Origin of the sequence: Aminobacter ciceronei, from assembly GCF_014138625.1 — a bacterium.
In the GTDB taxonomy this organism is placed as follows: Bacteria; Pseudomonadota; Alphaproteobacteria; order Rhizobiales; family Rhizobiaceae; genus Aminobacter; species Aminobacter ciceronei.
Map to the genome: position 1 here is coordinate 1 of NZ_JACJHY010000028.1, position 16,796 is coordinate 16,796.

14 protein-coding genes and 1 tRNA gene are annotated in these 16,796 nt (G+C 64.5%); 7 read left to right on the forward strand and 8 right to left on the reverse strand.

Annotation, left to right across the window (positions count from 1 at the left end; translation table 11 throughout):
- Positions 1–104: 104 nt before the first annotated feature.
- Positions 105–181 (reverse strand) — tRNA-Pro (locus HNQ95_RS24430).
- A gap of 200 nt (positions 182–381) precedes the next feature.
- Here HNQ95_RS24430 and HNQ95_RS24435 point away from each other — a divergent pair.
- Both HNQ95_RS24435 and HNQ95_RS24440 read left to right on the forward strand, forming a co-directional pair.
- Positions 382–1,902 carry a phosphomannomutase/phosphoglucomutase gene (locus HNQ95_RS24435; RefSeq protein WP_182575533.1) on the forward strand — a complete coding sequence of 507 codons (1,521 nt, stop codon included), beginning with the start codon at positions 382–384 and terminating at the stop codon, positions 1,900–1,902.
- Positions 1,903–1,914: 12 nt separating this feature from the next.
- Positions 1,915–4,155 (forward strand): mannose-1-phosphate guanylyltransferase/mannose-6-phosphate isomerase, encoded by a 2,241-nt coding sequence (locus HNQ95_RS24440; RefSeq protein ID WP_182575532.1) that lies wholly within the window; start codon positions 1,915–1,917, stop codon positions 4,153–4,155.
- Between the two features lie 289 nt (positions 4,156–4,444).
- Here HNQ95_RS24440 and betB read toward each other — a convergent pair whose 3' ends face one another.
- The 5 genes from betB to betI are packed head-to-tail and all read right to left on the reverse strand — an operon-like array spanning position 4,445 to position 10,721.
- Positions 4,445–5,908 carry a betaine-aldehyde dehydrogenase gene (gene betB, locus HNQ95_RS24445; protein WP_182575531.1) on the reverse strand — a complete coding sequence of 488 codons (1,464 nt, stop codon included), beginning with the start codon at positions 5,906–5,908 and terminating at the stop codon, positions 4,445–4,447.
- 53 nt (positions 5,909–5,961) lie between these two features.
- Complete coding sequence (gene betA, locus HNQ95_RS24450; protein ID WP_154384973.1) at positions 5,962–7,614, reverse strand: choline dehydrogenase; 1,653 nt, start codon at positions 7,612–7,614, stop codon at positions 5,962–5,964.
- Complete coding sequence (locus tag HNQ95_RS24455; protein ID WP_371818657.1) at positions 7,607–8,605, reverse strand: threonine/serine dehydratase family protein; 999 nt, start codon at positions 8,603–8,605, stop codon at positions 7,607–7,609. Before HNQ95_RS24455 ends, betA begins: the two co-directional genes overlap by 8 nt.
- Complete coding sequence (gene betC, locus HNQ95_RS24460; RefSeq protein ID WP_067964396.1) at positions 8,605–10,134, reverse strand: choline-sulfatase; 1,530 nt, start codon at positions 10,132–10,134, stop codon at positions 8,605–8,607. Before betC ends, HNQ95_RS24455 begins: the two co-directional genes overlap by 1 nt.
- Entirely contained in the window at positions 10,131–10,721 is a 591-nt protein-coding gene (gene betI / locus HNQ95_RS24465; protein ID WP_182575530.1) for a transcriptional regulator BetI, read from the reverse strand. The genes betC and betI overlap by 4 nt, the downstream gene beginning before the upstream one ends.
- A 201-nt stretch (positions 10,722–10,922) precedes the next feature.
- On the opposite strand from betI, the gene HNQ95_RS24470 reads away from it, so the two are divergent.
- From HNQ95_RS24470 to HNQ95_RS24485, 4 genes are all read left to right on the forward strand, one after another.
- Complete coding sequence (locus tag HNQ95_RS24470; RefSeq protein ID WP_067966916.1) at positions 10,923–12,086, forward strand: acetyl-CoA acetyltransferase; 1,164 nt, start codon at positions 10,923–10,925, stop codon at positions 12,084–12,086.
- Positions 12,083–12,814, forward strand: coding sequence for an SDR family NAD(P)-dependent oxidoreductase (locus HNQ95_RS24475; RefSeq protein WP_067964392.1), 732 nt, complete (start codon positions 12,083–12,085; stop codon positions 12,812–12,814). The genes HNQ95_RS24470 and HNQ95_RS24475 overlap by 4 nt, the downstream gene beginning before the upstream one ends.
- Before the next feature lie 72 nt (positions 12,815–12,886).
- A complete protein-coding gene (locus tag HNQ95_RS24480; protein ID WP_182575529.1) occupies positions 12,887–13,891 on the forward strand; it encodes an asparaginase in 1,005 nt (334 codons plus the stop codon).
- Positions 13,892–13,956: 65 nt separating this feature from the next.
- Positions 13,957–14,427, forward strand: coding sequence for a GreA/GreB family elongation factor (locus HNQ95_RS24485; protein ID WP_067964388.1), 471 nt, complete (start codon positions 13,957–13,959; stop codon positions 14,425–14,427).
- On the opposite strand, the gene HNQ95_RS24490 is transcribed toward HNQ95_RS24485, so the two are convergent.
- The gene (locus HNQ95_RS24490) at positions 14,424–14,810 is read right to left on the reverse strand and encodes a type II toxin-antitoxin system death-on-curing family toxin (protein ID WP_154384977.1); all 387 of its coding nucleotides are present in this window, start codon (positions 14,808–14,810) and stop codon (positions 14,424–14,426) included. The genes HNQ95_RS24485 and HNQ95_RS24490 overlap by 4 nt on opposite strands.
- A complete protein-coding gene (locus HNQ95_RS24495; RefSeq protein WP_067964384.1) occupies positions 14,807–15,037 on the reverse strand; it encodes an AbrB/MazE/SpoVT family DNA-binding domain-containing protein in 231 nt (76 codons plus the stop codon). Before HNQ95_RS24495 ends, HNQ95_RS24490 begins: the two co-directional genes overlap by 4 nt.
- A gap of 157 nt (positions 15,038–15,194) precedes the next feature.
- Between HNQ95_RS24495 and HNQ95_RS24500 the strand changes: the two genes are divergently transcribed.
- The gene (locus tag HNQ95_RS24500) at positions 15,195–16,742 is read left to right on the forward strand and encodes a helicase HerA-like C-terminal domain-containing protein (protein ID WP_182575528.1); all 1,548 of its coding nucleotides are present in this window, start codon (positions 15,195–15,197) and stop codon (positions 16,740–16,742) included.
- The last annotated feature ends 54 nt before the right edge of the window (positions 16,743–16,796 follow it).

Consider the following 16,796-nt stretch of genomic DNA (forward strand, 5'->3'; position numbering starts at 1 on the left):
CAGAGGACCCTGCAGACCATCGACAACCCGTTCGGCACGAGGTTGTCACCCATGTCTTAGGTACAAACTGTTACCTATGTCTTCGGGCTGTACAGGGATTTTTCTGGTCGGAGTGGCAGGATTCGAACCTGCGACCCCATCGTCCCGAACGATGTGCGCTACCAGGCTGCGCTACACTCCGTGACCAGTGGGCGGGCTTATAGCTGCCGCTTTTGCTTCCTGCAAGCGCCAAAGGTTCGACTGGCGCAATTTTTCGCAAGTGAGTAATCTTGTTGTGCTTTTAAGCCTTTTTGCTGCCGTGGCGGGAGGGGACAGTGCCCCGATCTTGCGGTATTCGATGCCGAACAGAATCTATGCGCAGCATGGCGCCGGAGTGCAGTCGTGAATTTCAAGCCAGTCGCCCAAGCATCTCCCAATACGTTCGAATTCGAGACGCTCGCACTGGTCAAGCCGACCGGCTTTCGCGAATACGATGCGCGCTGGTGGTTCGGCCATCCGAGCTCGCCCAAGGAGCCGGAACTCAATCTGATCGGCGTCCAGGCGCTGGGCATGGGCATCGGCACGTTGATCCGGCGTCTCGGCGCCGGACCCGACATCGTCGTCGGCCACGATTTCCGCTCTTACTCGATGTCGATCAAGCTGGCGCTGGTGTCAGGTCTTCAGGCGGCGGGCGCACGGGTCAAGGACATCGGCCTGGCACTGTCGCCGATGGCCTATTTCGCCCAGTTCGCGCTCGACACGCCGTCGGTCGCCATGGTCACCGCCTCGCACAACGAGAACGGCTGGACCGGCGTGAAGATGGGCGCGCAGCGGCCGCTGACCTTCGGCCCGGACGAAATGTCGGCGCTCAGGGAAATCGTGCTCAATGGCGACTTCGACCTGACCGGCGGCGGCTCCTATGAGTTCGTGCCCTATTTCCGCAAGACCTATATCGACGACCTGGTGGCCGGCAAACGCATCACCCGCAAGCTGCGCGTCGTCGCCGCCTGCGGCAACGGCACGGCAGGGGCGTTTGCGCCGGAAGCGCTCGAGCGCATCGGCTGCGAGGTCATCCCGCTCGATATCGAGCTCGACCATTCGTTCCCACGCTACAACCCCAACCCCGAGGACATGCAGATGCTGCATGCGATCAGGGACAAGGTGCTGGAAACAGGCGCCGATGTCGGGCTCGGCTTCGACGGCGACGGCGACCGCTGCGGCGTGGTCGACAATGAGGGCAACGAGATCTTTGCGGACAAAGTCGGCGTCATGCTCGCGCGTGACATCTCGGCGCTCCATCCGAACGCGACCTTCGTCGTCGACGTGAAGTCCACCGGCCTGTTCAACACCGACACCGTGCTGGCCGCCAATGGCGCCAAGACCGACTACTGGAAGACGGGCCACTCCTATCTCAAGCGCCGCGTCGCCGAACTGGGCGCCATCGCCGGCTTCGAGAAGTCTGGCCATTTCTTCTTCAACCCGCCGATCGGCCGCGGTTATGACGACGGCATCGTCACCGCGATCGCCGTCTGCCAGATGCTCGACCGCAGCCCCGGCAAGTCGATGGCCGATCTCTATCGCGACCTGCCGCTGACCTATGGCACGCCGACAATGTCGCCGCATTGCGACGACGAGCTGAAATATGGCGTCGTCGACAAGGTCGTTGCCGATTTCGAGGCGATGAAGCGCAATGGCGATATCTTCGCCGGACAGAAGATCGTCGATCTCGTCACCGTCAACGGCGTGCGTGTCGTTGCCGAGGACGGCACCTGGGGGCTGGTTCGCGCCTCCTCCAACAAGCCGGAACTGGTCGTGGTGGTGGAAAGCCCGGTGTCGTCGGAGCGTCGGCGTGAGATGTTCGAGGCGGTTGACGCGGTGCTGCGGCGCAATCCGTCCGTCGGCGCCTACAACCAGACCTTCTGAGGGGGAGCGGGCATGGCCGAGAGGATCGTCAGTTTTGTCATGAGCGGCGGCGTCGGCTCCCGGCTCTGGCCGCTGTCGCGCGAGGACAACCCCAAACAGTTCCATGACCTGTCAGGCGACGGCTCGATGCTGGTCAAGACGCTGAAGCGGCTTGCCGCGCGCGACGAAGGCGAAACGCCGATCTATCTGATCGCGTCCGAGCGCCATGCCGAACGGGTGCGCGCCGATCTCGCGGCGATCGATCTTGCCGGCGGCGGCGCGATCTTCGAGCCGACGGGCCGCAACACGGCTGCGGCCGTGGCGATTGCCGCACTGCAGACGATCAAGGCTTATGGCGACGGCACCGTGCTGGTGGTGCCTTCGGACCACGAAATCTCGACGCAGCGCCAGTTCTGGGAAACCGTCGAAAACGGGGTGCCGGCAGCCGTGGCCGGCCGGATGGTGGTGTTCGGTATCCGCCCGACCGCACCCGAGACGGGTTACGGCTACATCGAGGCCGGTGCCGAAGGCGGCGGCGTTTCCGACGTCACCCGCTTCGTCGAAAAGCCCGACCTCAAGACGGCCGAAGGTTATCTCGCCGCCGGCAACTTCTTCTGGAATGCCGGCATCTTCCTGTTCAAGGCCAGCGCCATGCGCGCCGCCTTCCTCAAGCACCAGCCTGACATCTGGCAGAAGGCCGAAGCAGCCTTTCAGGCCCAGACCAGCGACCTCTCCGGCGTCTACATGCCGCTGGATCTCTACCAGGACATCCCGTCCAACTCGATCGACTACGCCATCATGGAGCGTGTCGACGGCATCGCCATGGTGCCGGCAAGTTTCCGCTGGAACGATCTCGGGTCGTGGCAGTCGCTGCTCGACGTCAGCCCCTCCGACAAGGACGGCAACGTCATCGTCGGCGATGTCGTCGCCATCGACTGCGAGAATTCCTATCTGCGCGGCGAAGGCCGCCTGCTTTCGGCCATCGGCCTGAAGGACGTCGCCATCGTCTCGACCTCGGACGCGACCTTCGTCGCCCCGGTCAGCCACAGCCAGAACGTCAAGAAGATCGTCGAGCAGCTCGAAAAGAGCGGTCGGCTGGAGACCAAGTTCACGCCGGCGCATGGCCGTGTCATCGCCAACGGCGCCTGGCGTCGGCGGGTGCAGCATTGGCTGATGGACGAGACGCTGCCGCTGTGGTCGACATCGGGTGTCGACGAGCAGTTCGGTGGCTTCTACGAGGCACTGGGCTTCGACGCCAGGCCATTGGCCAAGCCCAAGCGCATGCGCACCATGGCGCGACAGGTCTATGCCTTTGCGGTGGCCAAGCAGCGCGGCTGGGATGGCAGGGCCGACCAACTGATCGACCACGGCATCCGCTTCATGGCCGACAAAGGCCGCACCGAACGCGGTGGCTGGGTGCGGACGCTGAACCCTGACGGCAGCGTGCTCGATCCGGTCGAGGACGCCTATGATCACGCCTGCGTGCTCCTAGCGCTGGCCCATGCGCATCGCTCGGGCAATGCCGAGGCGCTGGTGCTGGCCACCGAAACATTCGCCTTCCTCGACAAACACCTCGAGGACGAGCGCATGACCGGCTTCATGGAAAGCCCTGATGGCGAGGGCGTGCGCCGCTCCAACCCGCACATGCATCTGCTGGAGGCGTTTCTCGCCTGGCACGCGGTGACGGGTGACCGCGCCTATCTCAGGCGCGCCGCGCGTATCATCGATCTGTTCCGCAGCCACTTCTTCGAGGTCGACAGCTGGACGCTGGGCGAGTTCTTCGACCGCGACTGGCATCCGGCACCTGGCGAAAAGGGCCAGTGGACCGAACCCGGCCATCATTTCGAATGGGCCTCGCTGCTTGTCGATTTTGCCGACAAGAGCGGCCAGAAGGATCTCGTCGCCTTCGGCCGCAAGCTCTATGCCTCGGCGGTTGCCAACGGCCTCAACCGTGCGACGGGGCTGGCCTATGGCGCGGTGTCGCGGCAGGGCCTGCCGCTCGACAACATCTCGCGCAGCTGGCCGCAGACCGAGGCGATCAAGGCGGCCGTCGCGCTCGACGGCACCGGCGGCCCCGACCTCAAGCCCGAGATCGAAGCACGTGTCGGACGCCTGTTCCGCTGGCACATCGACCCCGCACCGCAGGGCCTGTGGATCGACCAGATCGACGAGCGCGGCCGCTCCTTGGCCAAGGAAGTGCCGGCCAGCATCTTCTACCATCTGGTGACGGCGCTGACGCAGTATCTCGACAAGACCGAGGACGTCGCGCACTGACTTCGAACCAACAAAAAAGCCGGCCAATTGACCGGCTTTTTGCTATTCAGGCGATGCGAGGCGGCTTGAGCGCCGCAGTTGTTGCTGGCCCTCGGTCCGCTGCCCCTCATCCCCCTGCCGGGACCTTCTCCCCGTAAACGGGGAGAAGAGGGCTGGCCGCTTCTTCCTTCTCCCCGTTCACGGGGAGAAGGCGCCCGAAGGGTGGAGGAGGGGCCGCGCCGACACCTCCAAGCATCCCCAATGTTCAGCTCAGCGGCACACCAAGCCAGCCCGGCAACCAGGCCAAGCTTCAGTACGGGCTCGCGACGTCGCCCGTTTCGACATAGACCGTCTTGAGCTGCGAATAGTGCGACAGGGCGGCGAGCGAGTTCTCGCGGCCGATGCCCGATTGCTTGGCGCCGCCGAAGGGGATTTCGACCGGCGTCAGATTGTAGGCGTTGATCCAGCACGTCCCGGCCTTGAGCTCGCCGATGACGCGATGGCCGCGCGCAATGTCCTTGGTGAAGACGCCGGCGGCGAGGCCGAATTCGGTGTCGTTGGCGCGGGCGATGACCTCGTCCTCGCTGTCGAAGGACAGCACGCTCATGACCGGGCCGAAGATCTCCTCGCGGGCGATGCGCATGGTGTCCTTCACACCGGTGAACACGGTCGGCTCGACGAAGAAGCCGCCTTCGAAGCCCTGCAGTGAGGGCACCCCACCACCACAACGCAACTCGGCACCTTCGCCTTTGCCGACGCCGATGTAATCGAGAACCTTGTCGTGCTGGGCCTTGCTGACCAGCGGGCCCATCTGCGTCTCGGGGTCGAGCGGGTCGCCGATACGGATCGACTTGGTGCGCTCGACCAGCCGTTCGACGAAACGGTCGTGCAGGCCCTTCTGGACGAAGACGCGGGTGCCGTTGGAGCAGACCTGGCCGGTCGAGTAGAAATTGCCGAGCATCGCGCCGCCGACGGCGTTTTCGAGATCGGCGTCGTCGAAGACGATGATCGGCGACTTGCCGCCGAGCTCCATCGTCGCGTGTTTCATATGCGAGCCGGCGAGCGACAACACCTTCTTGCCCGTCGGCACCGAGCCGGTGAGCGAAATCTTGTCGACGACCGGATGCGCGGCGAGTGCCGCGCCGACATCGCCGTAACCTTGGACGACATTGAACAGCCCGTCAGGCAGGCCGGCTTCGGTGTAGATTTCGGCCAGCGCAAGAGCGGACAGGGGCGTGTTCTCAGACGGCTTGAACACCATGGCATTGCCCATGGCGAGCGCGGGTGCCGACTTCCAGCCGGCGATCTGGATCGGGTAGTTCCAGGCGCCGATGCCGACGCAGACGCCGAGCGCCTCGCGCCTGGTGTAGGCGAAGGGGCCGCCGAGATCGACATAGTCGCCGTTGAAGGCCGCGACCGCACCGGCGAAATATTCGAGACAGTCGGCGGCGGAGGCGGCGTCGGCCACCAGCGTTTCCTGGATCGCCTTGCCGGTGTCGAGCGTCTCGATGCGCGACAGCTCCTCATTGCGGGCGCGCAGTATGTCGGCGGCACGGCGCAGGATGCGGCCGCGCTCGATGGGCTTCAGCCGTGCCCAGGCCGGCTGCGCCTCGCGCGCGGCCTCGATCGCCAGCTCGACGATGTTGGGTGTTGCCGACCGCAGCTCGGCAATGGTCTCGCCGGTTGCCGGATAGATGACCGGGATCGATGCTCCACGCTCGTCGTCGATGTAGCGGCCGTTGACATAATGCGAGGCTTTGGGCTGGGCGCGCATGCGTTTGCTCCAGTTGTCTATTCGATGGTCCGGCGGGTAGGCCGGATGATGCTTTATCTGTCGGAGACCTGCCAGCGCGGATTGATCCACGGCTCCTGGTTCGACGGGGCGAGCGGTGTCCGCCCCAATATGTGGTCGGACGCCTTTTCGCCAGTCATGATCGACGGGCTGTTGAGGTTGCCATTGGTGACGCGCGGGAAGATCGAGGAGTCGGCAACGCGCAGGCTGTCCACGCCGATCACCCGGCACTCGGGATCGACGACGCTGGTCGGGTCGTCGGCGCGGCCCATGCGGCAGGTGCCACAAGGGTGGTAGGCGCTTTCCGAATGCTCGCGGATGAAGGCGTCGAGTTGCTCGTCCGACTGCACATGGCTGCCTGGCGATATCTCCTTGCCGCGGAACGGGTCGAAGGCGGCCTGGCCGAAGATCTCGCGGGTGAGGCGGATGCAGTGCCGGAAGTCTTCCCAGTCGTCGGGATGCGACATGTAGTTGAAGCGGATCTCCGGCTTGTCCCACGGGTCGTTTGAGCGAAGCGTGATCGCGCCGCGCGACTTCGACCGCATCGGCCCGACATGGGCCTGGAAGCCATGCGACTTGGCCGCCGCCTTGCCGTCGTAACGTACGGCCGCCGGCAGGAAGTGGAACTGGATGTCTGGGTAGTCGACGCCTGATTTCGAGCGCACAAAGGCTGCGGCTTCGAAATGGTTGGTGGCGCCGAGGCCGGTCTTGAACAGCAGCCACTCCGCGCCGATCAGCGCCTTGGAGAACGGGTTGAAGACCGAGTGCAGGGTAATCGGCTGGGTCGCCTCCTGCTGGATGTAGAGCTCCATGTGGTCCTGGAGATTCTGGCCGACGCCGCGCCTGTCGGCGACGACTGCTATGCCGTGCTTCTTGAGATGCTCGGCCGGTCCGATGCCCGACAGCATCAGCAGTTTCGGCGAGTTGATGGAGGAGGCGGCGACGATCACCTCACGTCGTGCCTTAACGACCTGAATCTTCCTGCGAGTCTCGATCTCGACGCCGGTGGCGCGTTGGTTCTCGATCACCACGCGCCGGGCGAAGCCATTGACGATACGGACATTTCCGCGTTTCAGCGCCGGCCTGAGATAGGCATTGGCGACCGACCAGCGGCGCCCGCCATGGATGGTCTGCTCCATCGCGCCAAAGCCTTCCTGCTTGGCGCCATTATAGTCTTCGGTCAGCTCGAAACCGGCCTGGCGGCCGGCCTCGACGAAGGCCTGGTAGAGCGGGTTCTTGCGCGGCCCACGCTGCACGTTGAGCGGACCCGAGGTGCCGCGCCAGCCTTCCTCGCCGCCATTCGAATGCTCCATGCGCTTGAAGTAGGGCAGCACGTCGGCATAGCCCCAGCCGGTGGCGCCCTGTTCTGCCCAGTGATCGAAGTCGTGGGCATGGCCGCGGACATAGACCATGCCGTTGATCGAGGACGAGCCGCCGAGAACCTTTCCGCGTGGGGTGGCGAGAACGCGGCCGCCGAGATGCGGCTCCGGCTCGCTGGCAAAGCCCCAATCGTAGCGGCTCATATTGAGCGGGATGGACAGTGCCGACGGCATCTGGATCAGCGGGCCGAAATCGGTGCCGCCATATTCGATGACGATGACGGAGTGCTTGCCGTCTTCCGACAGGCGATAGGCCATGGCCGAGCCGGCCGAGCCGGAGCCGACGATTACGTAATCTGCTTCAAGCATTGTTCACATGGACCAAAAAATCGGCGAGCGAGACGTTGCCGCCGGTTGCGACGACGAGCACGGTCTTGCCGGCCACGTCGACCTTTCCTCCCAGAAGTGCCGCCAGCGACGAGGCGCCCGACGGCTCGAGCACGAGTTTCAGCCGCTCGAAGGCCGTGGTCATCGCGCGGCGGACAGAGGCATCGTCGACGGTCAGCGCGCGAACATTGGTGGTCGTGATGGCGGCAAAGGGCGCTTCGCCCGGCCGGCGCGCCATCAGGCCGTCGCAGATCGATTTCTCCGCCAGCGGCACGGCGGAAAGCGCGCCATTGGCGAGCGATGCGCCCAGCCCGTTGAAGCCCTCGGGCTCCACGGCGAACACTTCGGTCGACGGTGACAGGTGATGGAAGGCCAAAGCCACGCCGCCGATCAGCCCGCCGCCGCCGACGGGGCAGAGCACGATGTCGGCGACCACACCCTTTGCTGCCAGTTGGTCGAGCGCTTCGAGGCCGGCGCCGGCCTGGCCGGCGACGATCTCGGGATCGTCGAACGGGTGAAGCAGGACGAGCCCTTCCGTCTCGGAGATTTCGCGTGCCCTGGCGGCAGCGACCTCTTCGCGGGCGCGGTCGCCATGGTCGGTCAGGACCACGCGCGCGCCATAGGCCTTGGTCGCCTCGCGTTTGGCGGCGGGAGCGTCGATGGGCATGACGATGGTGACGGGAATGCCGAGCGACTGGCCGGCCGCGGCAAGGCCCTGGGCGAAATTGCCGGAGGAGAAGGCGACAACGCCGCGTCTGGCTTCTTCAGGCGAAAGCTGCTTCAGCCGCCAATAGGCGCCGCGCGCCTTGAACGAACCGGACCATTGCAGCGACTCCGCCTTGACGAAGACACGCGCAGCACCAGTCTCACGGGCAAGGACGGCGGATTCGAGCAGCGGCGTCAACTGCGTCGCCTGCGACGTCTCGGCATAGGCTTCTCGCAGCCGGTCGAGACCTGGAACTTCGGTGCTCATCATTCACCCCTCGGGAAACGCTTGCTCTCTTCGAGCACGTTGAGGTCCATGTGATTGCGCATGTAGCGCTCCGACGCTTTCTGCAGCGGCTGGAAATCCCATGGGTAGTAGGCGCCGTTGCGCAGCGCGGGATAGACCACCCAGCGCCGCGCCTGGCTTTCGCGCACGGCGGCGTCGAAGCCCGCCATGTCCCAGCGGGCTCGGACTTTTGCCATGAAGTCGGTGACCAGATCGGCATAAGCGGGGTCAGCTGCGAGGTTGCGCAGTTCGTTGGCGTCCGATTCCAGATCAAACAGCTGCGGCGGGTCGATCTCGCAGTGGACGAACTTGAAGCGGCCGTCGCGGATGGCGACCAGCGGCGCATAGGAGCCTTCGGCGGCGTATTCCATGAGCACCGGCGCGTTGCGCTGTTCGCCGCGCGCCAATGGCAGCAAAGACTGCCCGTCGGTCCAGGGCGCGATGGCGGAGAGGTCGATGCCGGCGAGGTCGCACAGCGTCGGCAGCACGTCGAGATTGGAGGTCGGTTCGGCGATCAGGCCCGCCGGCAGGCCCTTGCCCGCGACCATCAGGGGGACACGCGCCGAGCCTTCGTAGAAGCACATCTTGAACCACAGGCCGCGCTCTCCGAGCATGTCGCCATGGTCGGAGCAGAACAGGATGACGGTGTCGTCGAGCATGCGCGTGCGTTCGAGCACCGACAGCAGCTCGCCGACCTTGTCGTCGATATAGGAGATGTTGGCGAAATAGCCGCGACGCGAGCGGCGCACCTGCTCCGGCGTGATGTCGAAGCTGGCATAGTCGCTGGCGAGGTAGAGGCGCTGCGAATGCGGGTCCTGCAGGTCCTCGGGGATGAAGCCGACCTCGGGGTCGAGGGCGGGGCAGTCCTCATAGAGGTCCCAATACTGGCGGCGCGCGACATAGGGGTCGTGTGGATGGGTGAAGGAGACGGTGAGGCACCAGGGACGGCGCTCGGCCTGATCGGAGACGCGGGCGAAATCGTAAAGCTTCTGGGCAGCCAGGAAAGCGACCTCGTCGTCATACTCCATCTGGTTGGAAATTTCCGCAGTGCCCGCGCCGGTGACCGAGCCGAGATTGTGGTACCACCAGTCGATGCGTTCGCCCGGCTTGCGATAGTCCGGCGTCCAGCCGAAATCGGCCGGATAGATGTCGGTCGTCAGCCGCTCCTCGAAACCGTGCATCTGGTCCGGGCCGACGAAATGCATCTTGCCCGACAGCACGGTGTGGTAGCCGGCACCGCGCAGGTGATGCGCAAAGGTCGGGACCGACGAGGTGAATTCGGCGGCGTTGTCATAGACGCCGGTGCGCGATGGCAACTGCCCGGACATGAAGGCGGCGCGGCCCGGCGCGCAGAGCGGCGAGGCGGTGTAGTTGTTGCGGAAACGTGCCGAGCGCGCAGCGAGCGCCTTGAGGTGCGGGGTGTGCAGGAAGTCGGCTGGACCGTCGGGGAAGAACGTCCCGGCCAACTGGTCGACCATGACGATGAGGATGTTGGGCTGACTGGTCTTCATGCGTTGCCCGCCTGCGAGAGCTTGGTTTCGAGGTAGTCCTCGACCAGTGCAATGGCCGAGGCGGCATTGGGAATTCCCTCCCGCAACGCCCGGCGAATGTAGAGACCGTCGATCAGCGCCGCTGTCGCCTCGGCGACGCGCTCAGCCTCATGGCGTTGCAGGAGCCGGGTCAGGCCGCTCATCAGATTAGAATGCAGGCGATGGGCGTAGACACGCAGCAGCCGGCGCAGCGCCGGCGATTTCTGCGCCTCGACATAAAAGGCAAGCCAGGCGGCGATCGTCTCCGACCGGAACTGCTTGTCGGAGAAGTTGACCGCGATGACGGCGGAGACGCGGGTGCGCGCCGTCTCTGCCTGTCGAAGTGCGGCGGTCGTGTCGATCAGCAGTTCGGACAGAAGGTGCCGCATGGTCGCGGCAAGCAGTTCGTCCTTGGCGCCGAAATAGTGATGAGCAAGTGCGGAGGAGACGCCAGCGCGTCCGGCGATCTCCGACATGGTCACGTCCAGGTTGCCGCGCTCGCCGATCGCCGAGATCGTCGCGTCGATCAGCGCCTTGCGGCGCAGCGGCTCCATTCCGACTTTGGGCATGCGGGATCCTCCAGTGGCCAAAGTATTTTTAATTGACTCGTCAATCAATAAAATTCACGGCGCGTGTCGTCTCGAATGCGTCATGGAACCCCCATCTGGACCATTGAATGTTGTCGAAAACTGTTCATACTTGAACGGAATTGAAGGGCGTTGGAATCGCCCGCCAAATGGCGCAACATACCAATGACGATGGAGACGAAGATGACCGCATGCATCGTGGGCTGGGCGCATTCGCGTTTCGGCAAGCTGGAAGGCGAGACGCTGGAAAGCCTGATCACGCAGGTTGCCACCGAGGCGCTGGCGCATGCGGGCGTCGGGCCGGAAGATGTCGACGAGATCGTGCTCGGCCATTTCAATGCCGGCTTCTCCGCCCAGGATTTCACCGCGAGCCTTGTGCTGCAGGCCGACGACCGCCTGCGTTTCAAGCCGGCGACGCGTGTCGAAAATGCCTGCGCCACCGGCTCTGCCGCCGTGCGCCAGGGCATCCGTGCCGTCAATGCCGGCCAGCGCATCGTGCTGGTGGTCGGCGCCGAACAGATGACCACGACACCGGGACCGGAGATCGGCAAGAACCTGTTGCGCGCCTCCTATCTGCCCGAGGATGGCGACACCCCGGCTGGCTTTGCCGGCGTCTTCGGCAAGATCGCCCAGGCCTATTTCCAGCGTTATGGCGACCAGTCCGATGCGCTGGCGATGATCGCTGCCAAGAACCACAAGAACGGCGTCGAAAACCCGTACGCCCAGATGCGCAAGGATTTCGGCTTCGACTTCTGCCGCCAGGAGAGCGAGAAGAACCCGTTTGTCGCCGGCCCGCTGAAGCGCACCGACTGCTCTCTCGTCTCCGACGGTGCGGCAGCCCTGGTGCTGACCGATGCGACCACGGCGCTGAGGATGAAGCGTGCGATTGCTTTCCGCGCCAACGAGCATGTGCAGGACTTCCTGCCGATGTCGAAGCGCGACATCCTGCAGTTCGAAGGTTGCGAGCTGGCCTGGAACCAGGCGTTGAAGGCGGCGGGCGTTTCGCTCGACGACCTGTCCTTCGTCGAGACGCATGACTGCTTCACCATCGCCGAGCTGATCGAATATGAGGCCATGGGGCTTGCGCCGCGCGGCGAGGGTGCCCGCGTCGTCATGGAGGGCATCACCGCTAGGGATGGCCGCCTGCCGGTCAATCCCTCGGGTGGTCTCAAGGCCAAGGGGCATCCGATCGGTGCGACCGGCGTGTCGATGCATGTCTTGACCGCGATGCAGCTTGCCGGCGAGGCCGGCGGCATCCAGGTCAAGGACGCCAGGCTCGGCGGCATCTTCAACATGGGCGGTGCCGCGGTCGCCAACTACGTGTCGATCCTGGACCGCATCAGATGAGGCATTCGGCCGTCGTCATCGGCGGTGCGTCGGGCATCGGCCTTGCCGTGGCCGAGCGCCTGGTATCAGATGGATGGCCGGTGGCAATGATCGATGGCGATGCGGCAGCCCTTGCCGCTGCCGCAGACGCAATCGACAATGACGATGTCCTCTTCATCGAGGCCGACCCGACAGACGAGGACAATGTCGCCGAAGCGTTCGACCAGGTGGTCGACAGCCTTGGTCTCATTGGCGGACTGGTGGCGGTGGCCGGCTTCGACCGGCATGCAAGTGCCGAAGACACCAGTGCTGAAATGCTGCGCGAAGCGCTCGACGTCAATCTGGTCGGGCCGTTCATCGCCGCCCATGCCGCGCTCGAGCGGATGGGGGCGTCCCTGTCCATCGTCAATGTCGGTTCGGTCGCCGGCCTGCGCGCGCATCGCGGCAGGCTCGCCGTCGCCGCCTCGCAGGCCGGGCTGAAGTTGATGTCCGAGGTGCTGGCGCTGGAGGTCGGCAATCGTGGCGTTCGTGTCAACGCCGTCGCAGCCGGGCCGACCGAGATCGAAGCGGATGGCAATGGCAGCGGGATCGCGCCGCGGCTGATGCCGCAGGGCCGTTATGCCGAGCCCGAGGAGATCGCCGCCGCGGTTGCCTTCCTGCTGTCGCCGGAAGCAAGTTATGTCAACGGTCATACGCTCGCAGTGGATGGCGGATTCCTCGCCGCCGCGCTATCGGGTGACAAGGCATGATGCTGCACGGCTAGTCGGGCAGGCGTCACGCCCGGCAAAAATCGTCCGCTAGCGCATGAAGGCACGTTGAAAATGGCAAATCCGGTTCTTGTCGAGGTGCTGCGCGGCGACCTCGTTGAAAGCGTGCATCGTGGTGCGGTGGTCGTCGTCGACAGCGACGGCAAGCAGGTCTGGGCCATGGGCGATGCGCAGCAACAGGTCTTCCCGCGCTCGGCGGTCAAGGCGATCCAGGCGCTGCCTTTCGTCGAAAGCGGCACGGCCGATGCATATGGCTTCGGCGATCGTGAACTGGCGCTGGCCTGTTCCTCGCATTCCGGCGAAGTCGCCCATGCCGAGCTTGCCAATGCCATGCTCGCCAAGGCCGGCCTCGACGTCGATGCGCTCGAATGCGGCGCGCACTGGCCGTCCAATCACGGCGCCACCATCGCGCTGGCCCGCAGCGGCGCCTCGCCAAGTGCGCTGCACAACAATTGCTCGGGCAAGCATTCCGCCTTCGTCTGCACCTGCCGCCACCTCGGCATCGCGCATCAGGGTTATGTCAGGCCCGAGCATCGTTTCCAGGAGATGGTTCGCGAGACGATGGAAGCGGTAACAGGAGCCCGGCACGACGAGGCCAATCGCGGCATTGACGGCTGTTCGATCCCGACCTTTGCCGTGCCGCTGCAAAACCTTGCCTTGGGGTTCGCGCGCATGGTCACCGGCAATGGTCTCGGCGCGGACCGGGCAGGGGCTGCACGCCGGCTGATGTCGGCCTGCATGAGCGAACCTTTTCTGGTCGCTGGAACCGACAGGGCCGATACGGAGTTGATGCAGACTGCACCCGGACGGATCTTCGTCAAGGTCGGCGCCGAAGGCGTGTTTTGCGCGGCCGTGCCCGAACTTGGGCTCGGCATTGCGTTGAAATGCGACGACGGCGCCGGCAGGGCGGCCGAGGTCATGATCGCGGCGGCTCTGGCCAGGCTTCTGGCCGCTGATGAAGCGCTGTCCGGCACCATGAAAAAGGCTGCCAATCCTGTGCTCAGGAACTGGAACGGCATTGAAGTTGCGTCGCTTCGGCCCAGCGCTGCATTCGGCTGAGGACGCAATGGGCGGGTCAGCGTGGCTGGCTTGTTATCCATGCAGCGAACACCTAGGTTCGGTTGATGAGCAGAGCTTTTACCCGCGAAGACGATAGCGAAAACGTAATCGCCGACATCGGCGAGCGGCCGGTCAGTGCGTCGCGAAACCTGGTCACAGAGCAAGGCCTCGCCCATATCGAGGCCCAGCTCGCCAGCCTGCGCGAGGATCTGGCCAAGGCCGAGGCCGATGCCGACCGCGAGCGCATTGCGACCGTGTCGCGCGACCTGCGCTATTGGCAGTCGCGCCGCGAGACGGCAGAGGTGTCCGTTCCCGAGCCTGACAGCACGGTCGTCCGCTTCGGCATGAAGGTTGTCATCGAGGATGACAAGGGCAAGCGCAACGTCTGGCAGATCGTCGGCGAAGACGAGGCCGACGCCGCCAAGGGCCGCATCTCGCATGCCTCGCCGATGGCAGTCGCACTGTTCGGCAAATCGGTCGGCGACCTCGCCTCGGTCAACGGCCATGAATGGGAAATCGTCGAACTGGGCAGCTAGCTTTCGACCGGAACCGTGTGGTCGCGGAAGAATGCGGTGGCGCCAGCTTCATCGATTTCGCCGGCTGCGATCATGAGCACGAACTGGATAACGTCCTGTTGCGATGCCTCGACGCTCAAGCCATTGAAAAACAGAAACAAGTCCGCTGCGGCAAATGCCGTGCGCTTGTTGCCGTCGACAAAGGGATGGTTCTTGGCGATGCCGAACAGATAGGCCGCTGCCAGTTCGCATCGGTCCGGTGTGCCGTCAGCGACCTTTTGCAGCGGGCGCGCCAGCGCCGACTCCAGCATGTCCTCTGATCGAACGCCCGGTGCGCCACCGTGCAGGCGCAGCTGTTCGGCATGCAGCGCCTCGACGAATTGACGCGAGTGGAACTCGGTCATTTCGCCAGTGCGCGATAGGCAACCTCGTACTTCTTCATCCGTTCGCGCGCGATCTTCATCTTGCGCTCGAATTCCTCTGGGTCGTCCTGTGCCGGGCTGAGGCGCAATTCGTTGCCGTCTTCGGTGAGAACCAGCGTGTCGCCAGCCCTCAGATTGTGCCGCTCCAGCACCTCCTTCGGCAGGATCACGCCTTCCGAGTTTCCGATCTTGCGCACCGTCACATTCATGGCCAAGTCTCCATGTTATAACTTATGTATAACATGCCGACTCGCCGGAACCAAGCCCCGGCCGGAACCAAGCCATTGTCGCTTGCGTAGACCGCCACTATACCTTGCGGGTGGCCGCAGCTGCGGTCGGAAAATAGCATTGCCGGAGACAACGCCCATGGCGCAGGACGACAGCATTTTCATTGGTGCCAGCCGCAAGCCGGACGATAGCTATCAACGACCCGAAGAATTGCTGTTGAAATACGGCAATCGCCACGGCCTGGTTACAGGCGCGACCGGCACCGGCAAGACGGTGACGCTGCAGATACTGGCCGAGGGCTTCTCGAATGCCGGCGTTCCGGTGTTCTGCGCCGACATCAAGGGCGACCTGTCGGGCATCTCGATGATCGGCGAGGCCAAGGATTTTCTCACTGCCCGCGCCGAGGCGATCAAGCTCGACCCATATGAGTTCCAGGAATTCCCTGTCATCTTCTGGGACCTGTTCGGCGAACAGGGGCATCCCATCCGCGCGACCATTTCCGAAATGGGCCCGCTGCTTTTGTCGCGGCTGATGAACCTGACGGAGGCGCAGGAAGGCGTGCTCAACATCGCTTTCCGCATTGCCGACGAGGAAGGCCTGCTGCTGCTCGACATGAAGGACCTGCAGTCGCTCTTGGCCAACATCGCCGATCGGGCCGACGAAATCGGTACCCGCTATGGCAATATCACCAAACCTTCGGTCGGCGCGATCCAGCGGTCGCTGCTGGTGCTCGAGCAGCAGGGCGGCAACCACTTCTTCGGCGAGCCGGCGCTGAAGATCGCCGACATCATGCGCACGACGCGCGACGGCCGCGGCGCGATCAACGTGCTGGCCGCCGACAAGCTGATGATGAACCCCAGGCTTTATGCCACCTTCCTGCTCTGGCTGCTGTCGGAGCTGTTCGAGGTGCTGCCCGAGGTCGGCGATCCCGACAAGCCGAAGCTGGTGTTCTTCTTTGACGAAGCCCACCTTCTGTTCGATGAGGCACCCAAGATCGTCGTCGACCGGGTCGAGCAGGTCGTGCGCCTGATCCGCTCCAAGGGCGTCGGCGTCTATTTCGTCACCCAGAACCCGCTCGACGTCCCCGAAACCGTGCTCGCCCAGCTCGGCAACCGTGTCCAGCATGCGCTGCGCGCCTACACGCCGCGCGAGCAGAAGGCGGTAAAGACCGCTGCCGATACCTTCCGTCCGAACCCCGACTTCAACTGCGCCACCGCCATCACCCAGCTCGGCACCGGCGAGGCGTTGGTCTCGACGCTCGAGGCCAAGGGTGTGCCGTCCATGGTGCAGCGGACGCTGATCCGGCCGCCGGCATCGCGGCTCGGGCCGATCACGCCGCAAGAGCGCCAGAAGCTGATCAACGAAAGCCCTGTCGCCGGACAGTACGACCAGACGGTCGACCGCGAATCGGCCTTCGAGATGCTGCAGAAGAAAGCGCTCAAGGCCCAGGAGCAGGCGCAGCAGCAGGCGAATACCGGCGGCGGCAGCGGCTGGACCATTCCGGGCTTTGGCAATGATGCGCCGGCGCCCAGTGGTCGCAACACCGGCACTGCGCCCAGGCCGCGAACCTCGAACCGGCAGACGGTGACGGAAGCTGCGCTGAAGTCGGTCGTGCGCTCCGTCGGCTCGTCGGTCGGCCGTGCGCTGGTGCGCGGCATTCTGGGCAGCCTGAAGAAGGGCTTTTGAAACACCCTGAGGCTCCAAAGAAGAACGGCGCGTCGATGACGCGCCGTTTTTCGT